Below are 19,498 nucleotides of genomic sequence, written 5' to 3' on the forward strand. Positions count from 1 at the left end.
CGGACGGCCACGGTTCGGGTGGCCCGGGGCGCCGCTGCGCAGCTGGATCGGCTGCGGCTTGGCGTTCAGGTCCGGCTCGAAGCCAGGAATCACGTGACGCGGCAGCGTCTGCTTGATGAGCTTTTCGATGTCCTTCAGCATCTGGTGCTCGTCCACGCACACCAGCGACACCGCTTCGCCCGTCGCGCCCGCGCGGCCGGTACGGCCGATACGGTGCACGTAGTCTTCCGGCACGTTCGGCAGGTCGTAGTTCACCACGTGCGGCAGCTGGTCGATGTCGATGCCGCGCGCCGCGATGTCGGTCGCCACCAGCACCTGCAGGCTGCCGTCCTTGAATTCCGACAAGGCCTTGGTGCGTGCCGACTGGCTCTTGTTGCCGTGGATCGCCATCGCGCCGATGCCGTCCTTGCCCAGCTGTTCCACCAGCTTGTTGGCGCCATGCTTGGTGCGCGTGAACACCAGCACCTGGTGCCAGTTGTTCGACTTGATCAGGTGCGACAGCATCGGGTGCTTCTTGTCGCGGTCGACCGGGTGGATCTTTTGCGCGATCACTTCCACGGTCGAGTTGCGGCGCGCCACTTCGATCGACGCAGGGTTGTTCAGCAGACGGTCGGCCAGGGCCTTGATATCGTCCGAGAAAGTAGCCGAGAACAGCAGGTTCTGGCGCTTCGGCGGCAGCAGGGCCAGCACCTTGCGGATGTCGTGGATGAAGCCCATGTCCAGCATGCGGTCGGCTTCGTCCAGGATCAGGATTTCGATCTTGCTCAGGTCGACGGTGCCCTGGCCCGCGTGGTCGAGCAGGCGGCCCGGCGTCGCCACCAGGATGTCCACGCCATGCTTGAGCAGCTTGATCTGCGGATTGATGCCGACGCCGCCGAAGATCACGGCGGAATTCAGGTTGGTGTACTTGCCGTACACGCGCACGCTTTCCTCGACCTGGGCCGCGAGTTCGCGGGTCGGGGTCAGCACCAGGGCGCGGATGGTGCGCGGAGCGGTCTTGTTGCGCAAGGCGGCGCCGGTCTTGTCGGTCGACAGGCGATGCAGGATCGGCAGGGTGAAGCCGGCGGTCTTGCCGGTGCCGGTCTGGGCGCCGGCCAGCAGGTCGCCGCCGTTCAGGACAGCAGGAATGGCCTGGGCCTGGATCGGCGTCGGGGCGGAGTAACCCTGTTCAGTAACGGCGCGCACGATGACGTCAGACAGACCAAGTGTAGAAAAAGACATAAATTCTCAGTAAAGAGTGGCCCGTCGCCATGAAAGGCGCCAGTCCAGGGAACTCGGATCGGATAGTGCAGGCGGGCGGCCGAGCCGCATCCCGCCCGGACGCTGCCGCATGTCGCGAAGTGCGCAGTGCGGCTAGCCGGGATTATAGTGAGAATGTTTCACTATGGAAAGTTTTGTGCAAAACTAACGGGCACTTTCCAGCCGTTGACGCGGGACAGGGTGGCTTGTGGCCGGCCTCCGTCCCGGAAGCACGGAGGGTATTTTACGCGAAAGGCGACAACAGCGGGATCAGGCCCCCGAATACCTTCGGGCCGGCGGCAATCACGTCGCCCTTGTGCAGGTAGTCCGACTCGCCGTTGAACTCGCCGACGATGCCGCCCGCCTCGGTCACCAGCAGCGCTCCGGCGGCGATGTCCCAGACTTTCAGGCCCTTCTCGAAGTAGCCGTCGATGCGGCCGGCGGCCACGTTGGCCAGCTCCAGCGCGGCCGAGCCGCCGCTGCGCACGCCGTGGCTGCGCGAGGCGACGACTTCGTACATGCGCAGGTATTCGGCCAGCGCGCGCGGATCCGGGCCGTGGCCGCTCGAGAGCAGGGCGCGCGCGATGCGGTCGGTGCTGCGCACGCGGATACGCTTGTCGTTCAGGTAGGCGCCGGCGCCCTTGCTGGCGGTGAACAGGTCGTTGCGGACCGGGTCATAGACCAGGGAATGGGTGATCACGCCGCGCTGTTGCAGGGCGATGGCGATGCAGTAGTTGGGGTAGCCGTGCAGGAAGTTGGTGGTGCCATCGATCGGGTCGATGATCCACACGTTTTCACTCTCGTCGTTCAGGTTGGCGGACGCGCCGCTTTCCTCGGCCAGGATCGCGTGATCCGGATAAGCCTTCAGCAGGGTCTCGACGATCGCCTGTTCCGCCGCCTGGTCGACGTCGGTGACGAAATCGTTGTGTTGCTTTTCAGAGACGGTGATGCGGTCGATATCGAAGGACGCGCGGTTGATGACGGTGGCGGCGCGGCGAGCGGCCTTGATGGCCGTGTTGAGCATTGGGTGCATGGAGGCTTTTCCGTGAAAAAACGCGAACGGCCCACGAACGCACCAGGGCGCTGTGAACGGTCGGCTATAAGAGTGAATTAAAGAGCAAAGCGGTGCCGAACCCGTTACAATCGCGGGCCTCAGGTATCAACCCAAGCCGCTTTCGAACCGTTCGCACACCGCGCGATGGCGCTATTGTAAATGAACTCGACCCAACCCGACACTTCTCTTTTCACCCGGCTGCGCTTTGTGCTGGTCGAAACCAGCCGCGCGGGCAATATCGGTGCGGTCGCCCGGGCCATGAAAACGATGGGATTCAGCGACCTGGTGCTGGTCACCCCCAAGTGCGAGGATCCCCTGAACGATGCGGAAGCGGTGGCCTTCGCCAGCGGCGCGGGCGACCTGCTGCAGAATGCCCGCATCGCCGGCAGCATCGGCGAGGCGCTGGAAGGCTGCAACTTCGCTGCCGCCGTGTCGGCGCGCCTGCGCGAATTCTCGCCGCCGGTCTGGACCCCGCGCGCCTTCTCCAGCCACGCGGCCCGGCAGGCGGAACTGCGTCCAGCCGTGGTGCTCGGCAACGAGCGGGTCGGCCTGCCGAACCACATTGTCGAGCAGTGCAACGTCCTGATCAACATCCCGGCCAATCCCGATTACTCGTCGCTGAACCTGTCGCAGGCGGCCCAGGTGCTGGCCTACGAGGCGCGCCTTGCCGCGACCGGCGACGGCGTCGACTTGCGCGGCGTGGGCTTCCATGGCGACGCCGCCAGCGTCACCCAGATCGAAGGCATGTACACGCACCTGGAAGAAGCACTGGTGGCGATCGACTTCCTCAAGCCCGACAACCCCGGGAAGCTGATGCCGCGCCTGAAGCGCCTGTTCGCGCGCACCCAGCTCGAGACCGAGGAAGTCAACATCCTGCGCGGCATCGCACGCCAGATCCTCAAGCACGCGCCTTCGAAAGACTAGGCAAACACTATTTGCATCCTGGCCGCTCGGTGCAAATATCCTTTGCATCGAAGCCGTAGCGGGCGCGGATTCCATCGATGTAGCGATGGCGCGAGCTGCGCAGCCTTTCGTGCGGCGCGAACGGGCTGCTGGCGCGGTCCAGCAGGTCGACCGCGGCCTGCAGCCGCGCCAGGTCGGGCGCTTGAGATTGCGTCGATTCGCGGATGACGCAGATGGCCAGTTCCTTGGCCGCGATGTCTTCCGGTAGTCCGGAACGGGTGCACAGCCCGTAAGTCCCGTCCAGGAAGTGCCCCCATTCGTCGTGCAGATGGGCGTCGAGGCCATCGTTCAGCTTCGGATCGCCGCTCTCCAGGGGCAGGGCGGCCAGCGCCTCGCGGTAGCGCCGCGCGAACATCCCGAAAGGATCCCGCGGCGCCGCCTGCAGCGCGCCTATCCAGGCGGCATAGCCGCGTGCGTAATACTCGACGGCGTGCTCCGCGGCATGCGGCCCGAAAAACGAGTCGCAGCCGAGCGCAAGGCGCAGCCGGTAGGAAGGCTTCGGCATCGCGCCATCGCGGATGAGCGCATCCAGGTGCTCCGGGGCCAGGCAGGCGGCCGCCAGCAACTGGGCGCGGGTGAAGAAGTGCTGGTTGAGGTAGTCGATGAGTTCCATGCCGCCATCCTAGCGGGTAGCCCGGTCCCTCGCTTCGGCGCGGGTCGAAGCATATAGACGATCTCCTCTAGTCCGGCCCGCTGGCGGTGGCGGGGCGGGACCTTTGTCGTACACTAGAAAAAACACAAGAGGATGAGCATGGGGACATCACGCAGGACTTTCCTGCAAGCCGGCGGCCTGGCCGCCATCCTGTTGGCCGGGGGCGGCGCCTGGTATCGCTCGGCGCACAGCGCGCCGCCGCACCGCTTTGCACTCGACGGCGAGGCGCGCGCCGCGCTGCATGCGATCGCGCCGGCGATCCTGGCCGGTGCGCTGCCGCCTGACCAGGCCCGGAGCCGGCAAGCGCTGGCCGCCGCCATCGAGGGCGTCCATGCCGCCATCCTCGGCCTGCCGCCCGCCACGCAAAAGGAAGTGCAGGACCTGTTCGGACTGCTCTCCCTGGCGCCGGCGCGGCGCGTCCTCACCGGCATCCCGGGCGGCTGGGAGAACGCCCGCCCCGAACAGGTGAGCGCCTTCCTGCAGGACTGGCGCCTGCACCGCCTTGGCCTGCTGCGCACCGCCTACCACGCGCTGCACGACCTGGTGCTGGGCGCCTGGTACGCCCAGCCGGCCGGCTGGGAAGCGATCGGCTATCCCGGGCCCATGAAAGAGCTGGCATGAGCAAGGAACACATCATCCCCGATCCGATCCGGGCCGGCCTGGCGCGCGGCTGGGACGTGGTCGACGCCTCCGGCTTGACGGAGGATCGCAGCATGCAGGCCGACGTCGTCATCGTCGGCAGCGGCGCGGGCGGCGGCATCAGCGCCGAGATCCTGGCCCGCTCGGGCCTGTCCGTGATCGTGGTGGAGGAGGGCGCGCTGCTGTCCTCGCGCGACTTCAACATGCGCGAGGCCGAGGCCTATCCTTCGCTGTACCAGGAATCGGCCGCGCGCAAGACGGCCGACAAGGGCATCGATATCCTGCAGGGCCGCACCGTGGGCGGCTCGACCACGGTCAACTGGACCTCGAGCTTCCGCACGCCGCCCGACACGCTGGCCTGGTGGAAGCGGCGCCATGCGCTGCCGGACGCCACGCCGGAATCCATGGCGCCCTGGTTCGAGATGGCCGAGCGGCGCCTGAAGGTCGGCGACTGGCAGGCCGCTCCCAACGAGAACAACGACATCCTGCGGCGCGGCGCGGAAAAGCTCGGCATTCCGACGGGCTTCATCCGCCGCAACGTGAACGGCTGCTGGAACCTCGGCTATTGCGGCATGGGCTGCCCGACCAACGCCAAGCAGTCGATGCTGGTGACCACGATTCCCGCCGCCCTCGATCATGGCGCGACCCTGCTGACGCGCGCCCGCGCCGAGCGCTTCGCGATCCGCGGCGAACACGTCGAGGAGCTGGTCTGCCAGGCCCTCGACACGCAGGGCTTGCGCCCGAGCGGGCGCGTGCTGCGCCTGCGCGCACGCCACTACGTGGTGGCCGGCGGCGCGATCAACTCGCCCGCGCTGCTGCTGCGTTCCGAAGCGCCCGACCCGAGCGGCATGCTGGGCCGCCGCACCTTTCTGCATCCCACCGTGATCTCGGCCGCCATCTTCCCGCAGCGCGTGGACGGCTGGGCCGGCGCGCCGCAGACGGTGTATTCCGACCACTTCCTGCACCAGGCGCCGGTCGACGGACCGATGGGCTACAAGCTCGAAGCCCCGCCGCTGCACCCGCTGCTGATGGCCACCAAGATGAGCGGCTTCGGCGCGCACCACGCGGACATCATGCGCGAGTTCCCGCATACGCACGCCATGCTGGCGCTGCTGCGCGACGGCTTCCACGAAGATTCGCAGGGCGGCAGGGTCGCCTTGCGCGCCGACGGCAGCCCGGAGCTCGACTATCCCCTCAACGATGTCCTGTGGGAGGGCGCGCGCCGCGCGCTGCTCAGCATGGCCGAGATCCAGTTCGCCGCCGGCGCGCGCGAGGTGCTGACCGGGCACGAGATGGCGCCGCGCTACGCCAGCTGGGCCGAGGCCAGGCGCGGCATCGCCGGGCTGCCGCAGCGCCTGCACCTGACGCGCGTGGTGTCGGCCCACGTGATGGGCGGCTGCGCCATGTCGGGCGACGAGCGCCTGGGCGTGACCGACGCGAACGGCCGCTACCGCGGGCTGGCGAACGTGTCGGTGCACGACGGCTCGCTGTTCCCGACTTCGGTCGGCGCCAACCCGCAGCTGAGCATCTACGGTTTGACGGCGCGCCTGGCGAGCGGCCTGGCCGCGGCCTTGACGGGACGCCAGGCGGCCCCGCTCGCATAGGAAGCAATGAGGAAGCGATGAGTGCACGCGGCATTCTCCGGCTGATCATCCTGGTGCAGGTGCTGGCGGCGCTCGGCATCGGCGTGGCCCTGACCGAGGCCGGGGCCAGCCGCTGGACCGCCTTCGCCGCCGGCCTGGGCGCCGTGGTCCTGGTGCGCATGCTCATCAACGCCAACAACTTCGTGATGAGCGCGCGCTGCGCCAGCCCGACGCCGAGCGAATTCCGCCTCAAGCCGCTGGGCAGCCTGCGCCTGTTCGCCGAAGAATTCATGTCCAGCATGCTGTATGCGAACTGGCACGGCCCGCGCGCCGTGCCGCGCACCCGCATCTATCGGGATTCGACGCTGCCGCCGGTGCTGCTGATCCACGGCTACGGCTGCAACAGCGGCTACTGGTGCCAACTGGCGCGGCGCCTGGACGCGGCCCGCATCAGCCACGCCTCGCTCGACCTGGAGCCGGTCACCGGCGACATCGACGGCTACGCGCAGCTGGTCCAGCATACGGTCGAGGCGCTGTGCCGGCAGAGCGGCGCCCCGCGCGTGACCGTGGTCGCGCACAGCATGGGCGGACTGGTGGCGCGCGCCTGGATGCGCGCCTACGGCACGGCGCTGGTGGCGCGCGTGATCACGCTCGGCAGCCCGCACCACGGCACCAGCCTGGCCGCCTTCGGCCTCGGGATCAACGCGGCGCAGATGCGGCGCGCCAGCGCCTGGCTGCAGGCGCTGGAAGCCGGCGAAAACGCCGCCACGCGTGCGCTGATCACCTCGATCTACACCCACCACGACAACATCATCGCCCCGCAGACCTCCAGCGAGCTGGAAGGCGCGCGCAACCTGGCCTTCGGAGGCGTCGGCCACGTGGCCCTGGGACGCAATCCGCGCGTGCTCGACGCGGTCATGGACGAGGTGTCGCGGCCATAAGAACCACGCCTTCCGGACTACATCGCATGAGGCCGCCGTCATGTTACAGTGACATCATTGCAGTAAACCGGAGCGTTCCGTGGCCCGTATCCTCATCATCGAAGATAATCCAGCGAACATCGAGCTGATGTCTTTCCTGCTCAGCGCCTATGGCCACACGCCGCTGACCGCCCCTGACGGGGCACGCGGCGTCGCGGCGGCCCGCAGCGAGCGCCCCGACCTGGTGGCCTGCGACGTCAACCTGCCCGGCATGGACGGCTTCGCGGTGCTGGCCGCGCTCAAGGCCGAGCCGGAGCTGGCCGGGGTGCCGGTGCTGGCGGTGACCGCGCTGGCGATGGCGGGCGACCGCGAACACGTGCTGGCGGCCGGCTTCGACGGCTACATCAGCAAGCCGATCGAACCGGAGAGCTTCGTGGCCGAGCTGGAGGCCTTCCTCCCGCCGTCCGCGCCACCCCAACGCAGCGTGCTGCTGGTCGATGACGACGGCTTCATGCTGGGCGTGCTGGCCGACATGCTGTCCGGGCAGGACTACCGGGTGCTCAGTGCCGCTTCCGGCGCGGACGCGCTGGCCCTGCTGGCGCGCGAGCCGGTCGAGGTGATCGTGTGCGACCAGTCGATGCCGGGCATGAGCGGCACCGAACTGCTGGCCGAAGCGGCGCGGCGGCAGCCGGACACGGTGCGCCTGATGCTGAGCGGCCAGACCGACCTGGCCGAGATCGAAGCCGCGGTGGCCGCGGGCGTGGCCGACGCCCATTACGCCAAGCCGGTGGCGGCGGGCGAACTGCGCGCTTATCTCGAAGAGGCATTCCGCTTGCATGCGCGGCGCGCCCGCGTTTAGAACCTCGCTTCTAGCGGGCGGCACTACAATGCCCGCATTGCATGCAGCGAGAGGCACTCCATGACCAAGAAACTTTCAGCGCCGGACGACGACGAGGCCCTCGCCCAGGCGGTCCGCGCGTCCGCCAAGCAGATCTGGCAGGCGGGCCTGGGCGCCTTCGCCAAGGCCCAGAAGGAGGGCGGCACGTCCTTCACGCGCCTGGTGCGCGACGGCAGCGAACTGCAGCGCTATGCGCGCGAGGTCGAAGACGCCACCGACACCGTGGGCCGCTCCGCCGAGCGGGCCAAGCGCCGCGGCACCAATTCCTGGAACCAGCTGGAGCAGGTATTCGAGGAGCGCGTGGCGCGCGCCCTGGCGCGCATCGGCGCGCCCGTGGCCGCCGACGTCGAGGCCCTGCAGGGCCGCGTGGCCGAGCTGGAGGCCCAGGTGGCCGAGCTGGCGCGGCGCCTGCCGCCCGCCGGCGAGAGCGCCGGCTGAGCAAAAACGCAACAGAAGTGGAGGCCGGAAAGATTCTACGAACGACCGTTCGATGTTATGCTTTCGGGAACACACTTACACCTCGCTTACATGCAACAGAAAGCTCCGCGCCGTACCCGCGAACGCATCCTCGAGCTGTCGCTCAGGCTGTTCAACGAATTCGGCGAGCCGAACATCACGACCACGGTCATTGCCGAGGAGATGAACATCTCTCCGGGCAATCTGTACTACCATTTCCGCAACAAGGACGACATCGTCAATTCGATCTTCGTCCAGTTCGAGGCGGAGATCGAACGCATCCTCACGGTGCCTGCCGGACGCCGCTCCAACATGGAGGACGTGTGGCTCTACCTGCACCTGATGTTCGAGCTGATCTGGCGCTACCGCTTCTTCTACCGCGACCTGAACGACCTGCTGTCGCGTAACCGCAAGCTGGAACTGCACTTCAAGGCCATCCTGGCGCACAAGATCAAGGTGGCGCGCCAGCTGTGCGAGGACTTGCGCAGCGAAGGCTCGCTGGAGGCCTCGGACCAGCAGATCGGCGCGATGGCGACCAACATGGTGGTGGTGGCGACCTACTGGCTGTCCTACGAATACGTGCGCAACCCGCGCAAGTACAGCGAGCAGCAGGCGATCGCCGACGCCCTGGCGCGCGGCTGCTACCAGGTGCTGTCCATGGTCGGCCCCTACCTGCGCGGCGACACCCGCCTGCTGTTCGAGAAGCTGTCCGAGGAATACCTCAAGAAGCTGTCCGCCGAGGCGCGCCCCGGCGCCGAATTCGTGTAGTCTTACGCCCCATGAAAACCATCGCCGTCTATTGCGGCGCCTCGCACGGCGCCAATCCCCTGTATGCCGAGGCGGCGCGCGAGCGCGCGCGCGCCCTGGTGGAGCACAACATCGGCCTGGTCTACGGCGGCGGCAAGGTCGGCCTCATGGGCGTGATCGCCGACGAGGTGCTGCGCCTGGGCGGCGAAGCCACCGGCGTGATCCCCAAGGCCCTGGTCGAGCGCGAAGTGGGCCATGCCGGGCTGACGCGGCTGTTCGTGGTGAAGGACATGCACGAGCGCAAGGCCATGATGTCCGACCTGTCGGAAGGCTTCATCGCCATGCCGGGCGGGATGGGGACCCTGGAAGAGCTGTTCGAGATGGTGACCTGGGCGCAGCTGGGCATTCACGCCAAGCCGGTGGGACTGCTGAATACGAAGGGCTTTTATGACGGGCTGAAAGCCTTCGTGCGGCACCAGCGCGAGGAAGGATTCGTCAAGCCGGAGCACGAGGGGCTGATGCTGATCGAGGAAGATCCGGTGGCCCTGATCAGGCGCCTGCGCGCGGTGGCGGTGCCGGCCGCGGGCGAGGATGTGGAAGGCGAGATTTTGCGCGGGTGAAGTGCCTGCGCCACCGCAAACCAGTAACCTGAAAACCGTCGTACGCGCCACTGGCGCGTACGACGGTCTTACTGCCAGCAATACTGTTACGCCACCTCGATCCGATCCCGCCCAGCTTCCTTGGCCCGATACAAGGCCTTGTCCGCCCGATTGATCGCATCCGCAAACGCTTCCCCATCGCGCCGCTCCGTCAGCCCGGCCGAGAAGCTGATCCGCCTTTCCTGCTCCAGCCCGTCCACCCGCATCGCATGCACGCGTTCCGCCATGCGTTCGAGCACCATGCGCGCATCCTGCGGGCTCGCATCCGGCAGCAGCAGCAGGAATTCCTCGCCGCCCCAGCGCGCCAGCACGTCGTGGCTGCGCAGGGCCGCGCGCGCGGTGGCGGCGAAGGCGCGCAGCACCGCGTCGCCGGCCGCGTGGCCGTAGCGGTCGTTGACCTGCTTGAAGAAGTCGATGTCCAGCAGCGCCACGCAGGTGCCCGCGCCGCGCGGGCCGCGCCGCTCCTCGGCGGCCAGCACCTCGTTCATGTGGCGCCGGTTGGCCAGCGAAGTGAGTTCGTCCATCGTGGCCAGCTGGCGGATGGTGTCGAGCGCCAGCTCGAGCTCCTTCTTGCGCCGCTTCAGGCGCGCGCGCAGCTTGTGCATCTCGCCGGTCAGCACCGCGGTCGACAGCAGCGCGGCCGCCAGGTAGCCGAAGGTGATTCCCTCGACTTCTGGCGGGAAGCGCACCGGATCCTGGGCCTGCAGCCACCACATGGTGCCGCCCATGGCGGCCAGCGCGACCGCGGTCAGCACCAGGGTCTGGCGCGGCCGCAGCGCGAACATGCAGAAGGCGACCACCACCACCGTCATCGGCAGCATGGCGCCGCGCACCGGTCCGCTGATCGAATACGACCACATGCCGCAGCCGATCGCGTACAGGGCCTGGGTCACGGCCAGCACCTCGGGCTTGAGCCGCAGCGGCGCACTGAAACGGACCAGGAAATAGAAGCACAGGATGCCGCCGATGCCGAACACCTCCAGCCGGCGCATGGCGCCCACCTCGCTGAAGCCGTACAGCACCTGCCATTCCACCATGGCGATGGCGGCCAGGTAGAGCAGGGCGGTGGCGGCCCAGTATTGCAGCATGCGCCGCAGGCCGCGCTCGGAACCGGCCAGAGCGCGCCAGATGCTATTCGGGCGGGTCACGCGGCCACCGCCGCGAGCATGGCGGCGATCTGCTCGGCCGGCACCGGCCGGCTGAACAGATAGCCTTGCATTTCGTCGCAATCGTTGGCGCGCAGGAAGTCGCGCTGCTGCTCGGTTTCCACGCCTTCGGCGATGACCCGCAGGTTCAGCTTGTGGCCGAGCGAGATCACCGCCATCGCGATGGCCTGGTCGTCCTGGCTGTCCGCCAGGTCGCTGACGAAGGACTTGTCGATCTTGAGGCGGCTGATCGGGAAGGATTTCAGGGCCGACAGGCTCGAATAGCCGGTGCCGAAGTCGTCGATCGACAGCGACACGCCCATTGCCTTCAGTTCGCGCATCTTGTCGATCGAGCGGGCCAGGTCGCGCATGATCGAGCTCTCGGTGACCTCGACTTCCAGCGCATCCGCCGCCAGGCCGGTGTCGCGCAGCGCGCTTTCGATGCGCTCGACCAGGCGCTTTTCCTCGAACTGGCGGGCCGAGACGTTGACCGAGACGCTCACGGGCGGCAGGCCGGCGGCGCGCCATGCCTGCACCTGGCGGCAGGCGGTGCGCACCACCCATTCGCCGATCTGGACGATCAGGCCGCTTTCTTCTGCCAGGCAGATGAAGCGCTGCGGCGGGATCATGCCGTGTTCCGGATGGTGCCAGCGGATCAGGGCCTCGACCCCGAACAGGCGGCCGGTCCGGAGGTCGACCTTGGGCTGGTACAGCAGCTGGAACTGGCAGGGGCCGTTCGCCGCGCAGGTATCGACGCAGCTCTCCAATGCTGAGCGCAGGCCTTCGAGCAGCACCAGCTTCTCCTCGACGCTGGCGTTCATCTCGCTGGCGTAGAACTGCACGTTGTTGTTGCCCATGTCCTTGGCGCGGTACATGGCGGCATCGGCATTCATCATCAGGGTGTTGGTGTCGGCGCCGTCGCGCGGGTAGAAGGCCACGCCGATGCTCGAGCTGACCTGGACTTCCTGGCCCTCGACCAGCACCGGCTCGGTGACGGCCTGGCGCACCTTTTCCAGCAGCGGGGTGATGGCCATCGGGTCGCCCGACAGCTCGGGCAGCAGGATCACGAATTCGTCGCCGCCGAAGCGCGCCAGGGTGTCGGTGCGGCGCAGGCAGCGGCCCATGCGCGCGCCCACTACCTTGAGCAGTTCGTCGCCGGCGTTGTGGCCCAGGCCGTCGTTGATCAGCTTGAAGCCGTCCAGGTCGATGAAGGCCAGGCCGACCGCGCTGCCCTTGCGCTCGGCGTCGCGGATCGCCTGTCCCAGGCGGTCGCGCAGCAGGCTGCGGTTGGGCAGGCCGGTGAGGTCGTCGTGGTGGGCCAGGTGGCGGATGCGCTGCTCGGTCAGCTTGCGCTCGGTGATGTCGCTGACGATCGCCACCACGCCGCCTTCGACCGGCACTACCTGGCGGTACAGCCAGCGGTCCGGCACCGGCAAGGCGTGCGCCTGCCATTCGGCTTCGCGCGGGACGCCGTCCAGGGCCACCGCCGCCAGGTCCTCGAAAATGCTGGCGCCGAGCGAGGCCGGCAGCAGCACCGACATGCGCTGGCCCGCCATCTGGGCCTTGCTCAGGCCAGTCAGCTGCTCGGCGCGGCCGTTGGTGGTTTCGATGATGAAGTCGGTCACGCTGTTGCCCGGCCCAAGAATGGCGCGCAGCACGAAGAAGGCGTCCAGGCTGCCCTCGGAGGCGGCGGCATAGGTCTGCTGCGCGCGGCGTTCGCGGCGGCGCGCCTTGGCCAGCTGCCAGGACCAGGCGCTGACCAGGGTGACCACGCCGAGCAGGAGGGCGCTGCCGGCGCCCGCGCCCAGCAGCCAGGCGCGGCGCTGCTGCTCGAACCGGGCCATCTGCTCGTCCTGCGACAGGCCGACCACGGCCACCAGCGGGAAGCCGCTCAGCGGGCGGGTGCTGGTGTAGCGCAGCTCCTTGTCCACGCCGATATCGCGCAGCGCGACCGTGTCGGCGGCGCCGGGAACGAAACGCTGGCCCCAGGAGACGCTTTCGCCGATTCGCAGCGCGCGCACGGCGCCGTCGCGGCCGGCCAGGCCGAGCAGGCCGCGGTCGCCCTGGCGCGAACGCTCGTAGGAACTGGTGAAGTAGGACGGATCGACCGCCACCATGGCGACGCCGGCGAAGCGGCCGGCGGCGTCGTTGATGCGGCGCGTGAAATGCAGGTGCGGCTCGGCGCCGCCCGTGGTCTCGCTGACGTAGGGCGTGTCGTGCGGCGTGTTGCGGTGGAAGGGGAGCCAGGGCGCGTCCGGCAGGTCGCGCTTGCCGAACGGCGGGTTGCTGGCCTGGACATGGCCGTCGGCGTCCATGATCGCGACCTGGAACACCAGGCCGGGCGGCAGCAGGCCCTGGGCCGCCAGGGCCGGCAGGGCGCCGGTCGCGCCGTTCTGCTCCACCGCGTACTTGAGCACGCGCAGGGTCTGGTCGATGCCGCTCAGGCTGCGCGCCATCTGGGCTTCGTAGGTGTCGACCAGCTCGCGCGTGGCGTCGAGCGCGGCCTCCTGCGCGGCGCGGCGCTCGGACTCGATCACGTGCAGGGTGGCGAACCACAGCGCGCCCACCAGCACCAGGGCGAACAGCGGCAGCGACACATAGGTCTCGAGCCCGATGCCGAGCCAGCGCGTCAGCCGCGAGCGGCGGGCGCGGGCCGGGCGTGAGGGCAGGGCGGATCGGGCGATCGAGTTCATGTCAGCGCAGCACCATGATCGGGCGCACGCTCGCGTCGACGGCGCTGCGCTCGATGTAGCCGATCATCGACGGATTGTCCGCCACCATGCGCTTGACCGCGACATTGTCGGGCGCTTCGCGCGGCGGCTGGCCGCGGCCGGTGAAGACCATCTTCGACCAGTGGGCCTTGAGCAGGGCCGGGGTCTTGCCCGCGACTTGCTGGTAGAACTGGTTGCGCTCCTGCGAACCGATGCGCTGGTCGAGGGCGACGGCCTCGGCGCCGTCCGGGAAGCGTCCCGACTGGCCAAGGAAGATGGCGGCGATCTGGTCGTTGTTCAGCGCCGGCGCCGGATTGCGCGCCGAGACGATGACGACCAGCTCGGCCGAGGCATTGGCCCCGGCGCCGAAGCTGAGCGCCAGGGCACCGAGGAGGTGACGGAGTCGGAATCCCATGCTGCTCCTCAGAATACGAAGTCCAGCGCCACGCTCGTCACGTGGGTGGCCTCGCCGGAGCGGAACGCCGGCTGCGTGTTGGAGAAGAAGCCGCGGGTGCCGTCCTCGGGGCGCACGCGTTCGTACTGGGCCTTGAGGGCCATGTTCGGCGCCACGTCCCAGCGCACGCCGGTGCTCCAGGTGGTCTGGGCCGCCATCGAGAACAAGTAGGCGTTCAGGCCGGCGTTGAGCGCGCTGGCGGTGGCGGCCGCGCGCGGCGGCAGGCCGGCCAGCGGCAGGCCGGGATCGGTGGCCGAGGTCTCGGCGCGAGCGCGCGCATAGCCGGCGTAGGGGGTGAAGGCGCCGAAGCGCATCCCGGCGCCCACGTACAGCGCGCTCATGTCGCCGAGCAGGGAGTGGGTGCGGGTGCGGCCGCCTTCGGCGGTGACGAACCAGTCGCCCGGGTCGTAGCTCGCGCCTGCGCTCAGGAGCTGGATGCGCTTGTCGACGATTTCGTAGCGGCGCGCGAGCACGTCGCCTTGCGGGCCGAAGGCGCGCAGGGCGGTGAACAGGCCCTTGCCGATGTCGGTGGTCAGGCTGGCGGTGCCGGCCGAGATGCGGCCGCTGAACGCGCCTTGTTCGATACTGTGCGACAGGCCGGCGATGCCGGAGGCCTGCAGGCGCAGTTCGTTGTACAGGTTGAGGTCGATGTGGCCATAGAAGGCCTGGGTGGTGTTGCGCAAGCCGCCGCGGTTCCAGCGCCAGGTGAGGTCGACGCCGTCACTGCCGCTCAGCGGCTGGCCGCCGTAGACTTCGACCGGGGTACGCACCCAGGGCACGATATAGCCGACCTTGCGGTAGTCCGCCGCCAGGAAAATCGGCAGCGCGATGCGGCCCGCGCGCACGGCGAGATCCGGGGTGACCTGGTACTTGACGTTGGCCCATTCCACCAGCGGGCGGTAGCTGCCGTCGAGGCGCTGTTCGCTCACCACCTGCAGCACGGCCGACCAGCGGCCATAGGACGCGTCGAGCTGGGCGCCGAAGCGCGTGTCGACGTCCGGGCTCCAGGACTCCGAGTGGCCGGCGCCGTGCGCCTTCAGGGGCGAGGTCGTGAAGTCGGCGTGCGGGTTGCTGGAGTGGACGGCGCCGACCGTCCCGAAACCGGACAGTTTCCAGTTGAAGGCGGACGAGTCGGCGGCTTGCGCCTGGGCGGACATGCCCCATGCAAGCATGGCGGTGCCGAGCACGGCAGGGAGCAGCTTGCCGGTTGTGAGTTGCTGATACATGCTGATGTCGGATGGGCGGCCCCGGCAGCCAGAATGATCCGGGAGGAACGATGCGAATGCTTCAGTTCGGTCAAACTTTACCCGCCGCGCGTAAGTAAGTCGAGAACTTTACGCGGGGCAATTGGCTATTCTGACAATGATTGTTGTTTGACGGCAACGTGTCGGACAGGGGGCGGAGGCGGGCGCCGGATGACGCTCTCACGCGGCCCATAAACGCTCGCCCGACAGGTCGAGCCAGGTCAGGTAGAGGCGCAGGTCGAACTCGAGCTGGTGGTAGGCCGGTTCCATCCAGCAGCACAGCTTGTAGAAGGCCTTGTCGTGCTCCTTCTCCTTCAGGTGGGCCAGTTCGTGGACGGCGATCATGCGCAGGAAGGGCAGGGGCGCGTCGCGGAACACGGCGCCGATGCGGATCTCGTGCTTGGCCTTGAGGCGGCTGCCCTGGACGCGCGAGATCGCCGTGTGCAGGCCGAGGGCGTGCTGGATCACCTGGATCTTGCTGTCGTAAGCGACCTTGGAGACGGGGTCGGCCTGGCGCAGGTAGGTGTCCTTCAGTTCCTGCACATAGGCATACAGCGCCTTGTCGGTGCGGATGCCGTGGGCCTCGGGGTAGCGCTGGAGCAGGACGTCGCCGAGCTTGTTCTGGCCGATGAGCTGGCTGACCTGGGCGCGCAATGGTTCCGGGTAGGCGGTGAGGTATTTCAGGGTCTGCATAGAGGCGAGAATGTAGCACAGGCCACGCTGCCACGAGGCAGGCAATATGGCAGCGCTACAACAAAGGCCTTCGTCGCGAAGGCGTCGCAAGGTGGCGCAATGCGGTACGGTCACCCGCGTGCATCGGCCAAGGCGGGCCCGGCGTCAAACCGCCGCCGGGTGGCGGCGGGTCGGGTTGGATGCTCAGCCTTCTTTCTCGCCCTGACGGTTGCCCTTGGCGGCAGCAGCGGCTGCCCGCTGTGCCGACTGGCGGCTTTCACCGCCCTTGCGGCCGATATCGGCCATGTGGGCGCGGTTGCGGCTGACTGCTTCGCCGCCTTTCTGCCCGGCGCGGCGCGCTTCCTCCGAATCGAATTCGTGCGCCGTGCCTTTCTGGTGAGCGGCCTGGCCGCCCTTGCTTGCTATTTCGCGCTGCTGGTTCTGGTCCATTGCTGCGAACCCGCGCTTGGCGGGCTGGCCGCTTTTCTGCACATTGCCCGGACTGGCCGCGCCCTTGCTACCGCTTTCCTTGCTAGTCGCCATGTCGATCTCCTTGTGCCCTTGATGCGGTCTGTGTGGGTACTCCGAGCGCTTTATGGCTGCGCTCGTGCGTTTAGAGAGGAGGGGCTGGCGTTAGTTCCGTCCGCTGCGGTCTTCAGCGCGGCCCGGTATCGCCGGGCGGCTGGCCCGGATGGGAGAACCCGCTCGCCGCCTCTCGTACAGCCTGTGCCGGCTGCATCTGCTGCATCTGCGTGTTGGCCAGCACATTGAACAGCTCCTGCTGATAGCTGCGGAAATGCTCGCCGGCCGGCTGCAGCCGGTGCACGGCGGTGGCGCTCATCTGGAAGGGATCGGTGCAGGCGGCCAGTTCGCGGCCGGTGTCGATCGCATCGTCGATGGCCTGGCGCGCCATCTGGAGATTCAGGGCGCTGAGGCGCTCGAACAGGTCGCAGTTGCGCTGCGAGAGCTGAGCCAGGAGCCCGACCTGGGCGTCGAACTGGGAGCGCAGGGCGGGATTGGCGTTGGGAATATCGGGGAAAGGGAACATGGTCGCTCCATCGAAACCTGCCGTTGCCGGGACCAGTAAGACCCGGTGCGGCGAAGGAAGTTCGTGGGCGGGCCCGCCCACCCCTTATGCGTCGGCGACCTTGAGCACCAGCTTGCCCAGGTTGCGTCCTTCGAACAGCATCAGCAGCGCCTCCGGGAATTTTTCAAAACCTTCGGCCACGTACTCGACGCTTTTCAGACGGCCCTCCTGCAGCATGCGCGCCATCTGCTGCACTGCTTCAGCATAGCGCGCCGCATAGTCGAATACAACCATTCCTTCCATGCGCGCCCGGTTCACCAGCAGCGACAGGTAGTTGGACGGCCCCTTGACCTGGGCGGTGGCGTTGTACTGCGAAATCGCCCCGCAGATGACGATGCGCGCCTTCATGTTGATGCGGGTAAGCACGGCGTCCAGGATGTCGCCGCCGACGTTGTCGAAGTAGACGTCCACGCCTTGCGGGCAATGCTCCTTGAGCGCGGCGTGCACCGGGCCGGCCTTGTAGTCGATGCAGGCGTCGAAGCCGAGCTGCTCGACCACGAAGCGGCATTTGTCCTCGCCGCCGGCGATGCCGACCGCGCGGCAGCCCATTTGTTTGGCGAGCTGGCCGACCGTCATCCCGACCGCGCCGGCGGCGCCCGACACCACCACCGTCTCGCCGGGCTTGGGCTGGCCGATTTCGTGCAGGCCGAACCAGGCCGTCATGCCCGGCATGCCCAGGGTGTTGAGCCAGGCGGTCGGAGCGGCGATGCGCGGATCGATCTTGACGAAGGCGGCCGTCTTGTCGTCGGCCGCGCCCGACCAGTAGCGCTGCACGCCGGTGCCGCCGGCCACGTAGTCGCCCACGGCGAAGCGCGGCGAACGCGACGCCACCACGACGCCCAGCCCGCCGGCCCGCATGACCTCGCCGATCGCTACCGGGCGGATATAGGATTTGCCTTCGTTCATCCAGCCGCGCATGGCCGGGTCGAGCGACAGGTAGAGCACCTTGACGACGATGCCGTCTTCCGGCGGCTCGCCCACGGCTTCCTCGTGGAACTGCCAGTTGTCGCGGCTGGGCAGGCCGACCGGGCGGGAGGCCAGGCGGAACTGCTGGTTCGGCGGAAATGCGTTGGTCATATTTGCGGTCTCCATGATGATATTGGCAACAAGACTATACCGCCTGCGGCGTGGCGCGTGCGACAATAGCGGGTTCCGAATTCCAGCAAAATCCATCCATGGCTCTCAAAGCGACCATCTACAAGGCTGACCTGTCGATTGCCGACATGGACCGCCACTATTACGGCGACCACGGCCTGACCATCGCGCGCCATCCGTCCGAGACGGACGAGCGCATGATGATCCGCGTGCTCGCCTTCGCCATCCACGCCGACCCGGCGCTGGGCTTCACCAAGGGCCTGTTCGACGTCGACGAACCCGACCTGTGGCAGAAGGACCTGACCGGCGCCATCGACCTGTGGATCGACATCGGCCAGCCCGACGAAAAGCGCATCCTGAAGGCCTGCAGCCGCGCGGAGCGGGTGTTCGTGTACAGCTACAGCGCCACCAGCAACATCTGGTTCAAGGGCATCGCCAACAAGATCGACCGCGCCAGGAAGGTCACGGTCGTGAACATCCCGGCCGAGACCAGCGCCCAGCTGGAAAAGCTGGCCAAGCGCTCGATGCAGCTGCAGTGCACGATCCAGGACGGCCAGATCTGGCTGACCGACGGCGTCGAGACGGTGCTGGTCGAGCGGGAGGTCCTGTTCGGCGGCAGCTGAGCATTGTTCGCGGCGCTATAATCGGGTTCTCCGTTTTGGATTGACGATCATGATTTCTCGCATTCTTGCCCGCTTCTCCGCCATATTCGGCGCCGCCTTGTTGTCCACCTCCGCATATGCACAGGTGAGCGTCACGGATCCCTGGATCCGCGCCACGGTGCCGGTGCAGAAGAGCACCGGGGCCTTCATGCAGGTGCAGTCGGCCGCGCCCGTGCGCCTGGTCGAGGTGCGCACCGAGGTCGCCGGCCGCGCCGAGCTGCACGAAATGGCCATGGATGGGCAGGTGATGCGCATGCGGCGCGTGGACGGCATCGACCTGCCGGCCGGGAAACCGGTGAACCTGGCGACCGGCGGGTATCACGTGATGCTGTTCGACCTGAAGCGGCAGCTGAAGGAAGGGGAGAACGTGGAACTGACCTTGGTGGTGCAGGATGCGGCCAGGAAGCGGCAGGAGCTGAAGGTGGCGGTGCCGGTGAAACCGTTGACGTATTCGGTGCACGCGGGGCATTGACACAGTGCTGGCAAACTTGGGTCCCGGCCTTCGCCGGGAAGACGTGCTGAGGGCGCAGGCTACAAAATCGTCATTGGAACGCTAGCCTTGAAACCGTCGTCCCCGCGAAGGCCGGGACCCAAGTTACACGCGGCATATGCATGCCG

Annotated in this window: 21 protein-coding genes; 10 read left to right on the plus strand and 11 right to left on the minus strand. The window is 67.8% G+C overall.

The window, feature by feature from the left end:
• Positions 1 to 1,221 (minus strand): DEAD/DEAH box helicase (locus J8847_RS22245; protein WP_211526866.1); only part of this gene is annotated, 1,221 nt, incomplete at its 3' end.
• A gap of 262 nt (positions 1,222 to 1,483) precedes the next feature.
• Positions 1,484 to 2,263 carry an inositol monophosphatase family protein gene (locus tag J8847_RS22250; RefSeq protein ID WP_211526885.1) on the minus strand — a complete coding sequence of 260 codons (780 nt, stop codon included), beginning with the start codon at positions 2,261 to 2,263 and terminating at the stop codon, positions 1,484 to 1,486.
• A 189-nt stretch (positions 2,264 to 2,452) separates the two neighbouring features.
• Between J8847_RS22250 and J8847_RS22255 the strand changes: the two genes are divergently transcribed.
• Positions 2,453 to 3,217 carry an RNA methyltransferase gene (locus J8847_RS22255; RefSeq protein WP_211526867.1) on the plus strand — a complete coding sequence of 255 codons (765 nt, stop codon included), beginning with the start codon at positions 2,453 to 2,455 and terminating at the stop codon, positions 3,215 to 3,217.
• Positions 3,218 to 3,224: 7 nt separating this feature from the next.
• On the opposite strand, the gene J8847_RS22260 is transcribed toward J8847_RS22255, so the two are convergent.
• On the minus strand, positions 3,225 to 3,869 hold the full coding sequence (locus tag J8847_RS22260; RefSeq protein WP_211526868.1) for a DUF6058 family natural product biosynthesis protein: 645 nt from the start codon (positions 3,867 to 3,869) through the stop codon (positions 3,225 to 3,227).
• A gap of 138 nt (positions 3,870 to 4,007) precedes the next feature.
• On the opposite strand from J8847_RS22260, the gene J8847_RS22265 reads away from it, so the two are divergent.
• From J8847_RS22265 to J8847_RS22295, 7 genes are all read left to right on the plus strand, one after another.
• On the plus strand, positions 4,008 to 4,529 hold the full coding sequence (locus tag J8847_RS22265) for a twin-arginine translocation signal domain-containing protein (protein ID WP_211526869.1): 522 nt from the start codon (positions 4,008 to 4,010) through the stop codon (positions 4,527 to 4,529).
• A complete protein-coding gene (locus J8847_RS22270; protein WP_211526870.1) occupies positions 4,526 to 6,151 on the plus strand; it encodes a GMC family oxidoreductase in 1,626 nt (541 codons plus the stop codon). Before J8847_RS22265 ends, J8847_RS22270 begins: the two co-directional genes overlap by 4 nt.
• A 17-nt stretch (positions 6,152 to 6,168) precedes the next feature.
• The gene (locus J8847_RS22275; protein WP_211526871.1) at positions 6,169 to 7,071 is read left to right on the plus strand and encodes a triacylglycerol lipase; all 903 of its coding nucleotides are present in this window, start codon (positions 6,169 to 6,171) and stop codon (positions 7,069 to 7,071) included.
• A 79-nt stretch (positions 7,072 to 7,150) separates the two neighbouring features.
• Positions 7,151 to 7,909, plus strand: coding sequence for a response regulator (locus J8847_RS24550; RefSeq protein ID WP_211526872.1), 759 nt, complete (start codon positions 7,151 to 7,153; stop codon positions 7,907 to 7,909).
• 60 nt (positions 7,910 to 7,969) lie between these two features.
• Positions 7,970 to 8,386, plus strand: a complete 417-nt coding sequence (locus J8847_RS22285; protein WP_211526873.1) for a phasin family protein — start codon at positions 7,970 to 7,972, stop codon at positions 8,384 to 8,386.
• A gap of 90 nt (positions 8,387 to 8,476) precedes the next feature.
• Positions 8,477 to 9,172 (plus strand): TetR/AcrR family transcriptional regulator, encoded by a 696-nt coding sequence (locus J8847_RS22290; protein WP_211526874.1) that lies wholly within the window; start codon positions 8,477 to 8,479, stop codon positions 9,170 to 9,172.
• A gap of 11 nt (positions 9,173 to 9,183) precedes the next feature.
• Positions 9,184 to 9,771 (plus strand): TIGR00730 family Rossman fold protein, encoded by a 588-nt coding sequence (locus J8847_RS22295; RefSeq protein WP_211526875.1) that lies wholly within the window; start codon positions 9,184 to 9,186, stop codon positions 9,769 to 9,771.
• Positions 9,772 to 9,857: 86 nt separating this feature from the next.
• Here the strand turns inward: J8847_RS22295 and J8847_RS22300 are convergent, their stop codons facing one another.
• The 8 genes from J8847_RS22300 to J8847_RS22335 form a co-directional block, all read right to left on the minus strand.
• Positions 9,858 to 10,958 (minus strand): diguanylate cyclase, encoded by a 1,101-nt coding sequence (locus J8847_RS22300; RefSeq protein ID WP_373999975.1) that lies wholly within the window; start codon positions 10,956 to 10,958, stop codon positions 9,858 to 9,860.
• The gene (locus J8847_RS22305) at positions 10,955 to 13,648 is read right to left on the minus strand and encodes an EAL domain-containing protein (protein WP_211526876.1); all 2,694 of its coding nucleotides are present in this window, start codon (positions 13,646 to 13,648) and stop codon (positions 10,955 to 10,957) included. The genes J8847_RS22300 and J8847_RS22305 overlap by 4 nt, the downstream gene beginning before the upstream one ends.
• A 1-nt stretch (position 13,649) precedes the next feature.
• Positions 13,650 to 14,081: a phosphate ABC transporter substrate-binding protein gene (locus tag J8847_RS22310; protein ID WP_211526877.1), complete on the minus strand. Its 432-nt coding sequence runs from the start codon at positions 14,079 to 14,081 to the stop codon at positions 13,650 to 13,652.
• Positions 14,082 to 14,089: 8 nt separating this feature from the next.
• Positions 14,090 to 15,346 (minus strand): porin, encoded by a 1,257-nt coding sequence (locus tag J8847_RS22315; protein ID WP_211526878.1) that lies wholly within the window; start codon positions 15,344 to 15,346, stop codon positions 14,090 to 14,092.
• 198 nt (positions 15,347 to 15,544) lie between these two features.
• Entirely contained in the window at positions 15,545 to 16,057 is a 513-nt protein-coding gene (locus tag J8847_RS22320) for a M48 family metallopeptidase (protein ID WP_211526879.1), read from the minus strand.
• 183 nt (positions 16,058 to 16,240) lie between these two features.
• Positions 16,241 to 16,579 (minus strand): KGG domain-containing protein, encoded by a 339-nt coding sequence (locus J8847_RS22325; RefSeq protein ID WP_211526880.1) that lies wholly within the window; start codon positions 16,577 to 16,579, stop codon positions 16,241 to 16,243.
• Positions 16,580 to 16,691: 112 nt separating this feature from the next.
• Positions 16,692 to 17,084, minus strand: a complete 393-nt coding sequence (locus J8847_RS22330; protein WP_211526881.1) for a phasin family protein — start codon at positions 17,082 to 17,084, stop codon at positions 16,692 to 16,694.
• Between the two features lie 84 nt (positions 17,085 to 17,168).
• Positions 17,169 to 18,200, minus strand: a complete 1,032-nt coding sequence (locus J8847_RS22335; protein ID WP_211526882.1) for an NADP-dependent oxidoreductase — start codon at positions 18,198 to 18,200, stop codon at positions 17,169 to 17,171.
• 98 nt (positions 18,201 to 18,298) lie between these two features.
• Between J8847_RS22335 and J8847_RS22340 the strand changes: the two genes are divergently transcribed.
• Together J8847_RS22340 and J8847_RS22345 are read left to right on the plus strand one after the other, a co-directional pair.
• Positions 18,299 to 18,841 carry a YaeQ family protein gene (locus J8847_RS22340; protein WP_211526883.1) on the plus strand — a complete coding sequence of 181 codons (543 nt, stop codon included), beginning with the start codon at positions 18,299 to 18,301 and terminating at the stop codon, positions 18,839 to 18,841.
• Positions 18,842 to 18,890: 49 nt separating this feature from the next.
• Positions 18,891 to 19,352, plus strand: a complete 462-nt coding sequence (locus J8847_RS22345; RefSeq protein ID WP_211526884.1) for a copper chaperone PCu(A)C — start codon at positions 18,891 to 18,893, stop codon at positions 19,350 to 19,352.
• Positions 19,353 to 19,498 lie beyond the last annotated feature (146 nt).

It is taken from the genome of Massilia sp. AB1, from assembly GCF_018119385.1.
GTDB lineage: Bacteria > Pseudomonadota > Gammaproteobacteria > Burkholderiales > Burkholderiaceae_D > Telluria.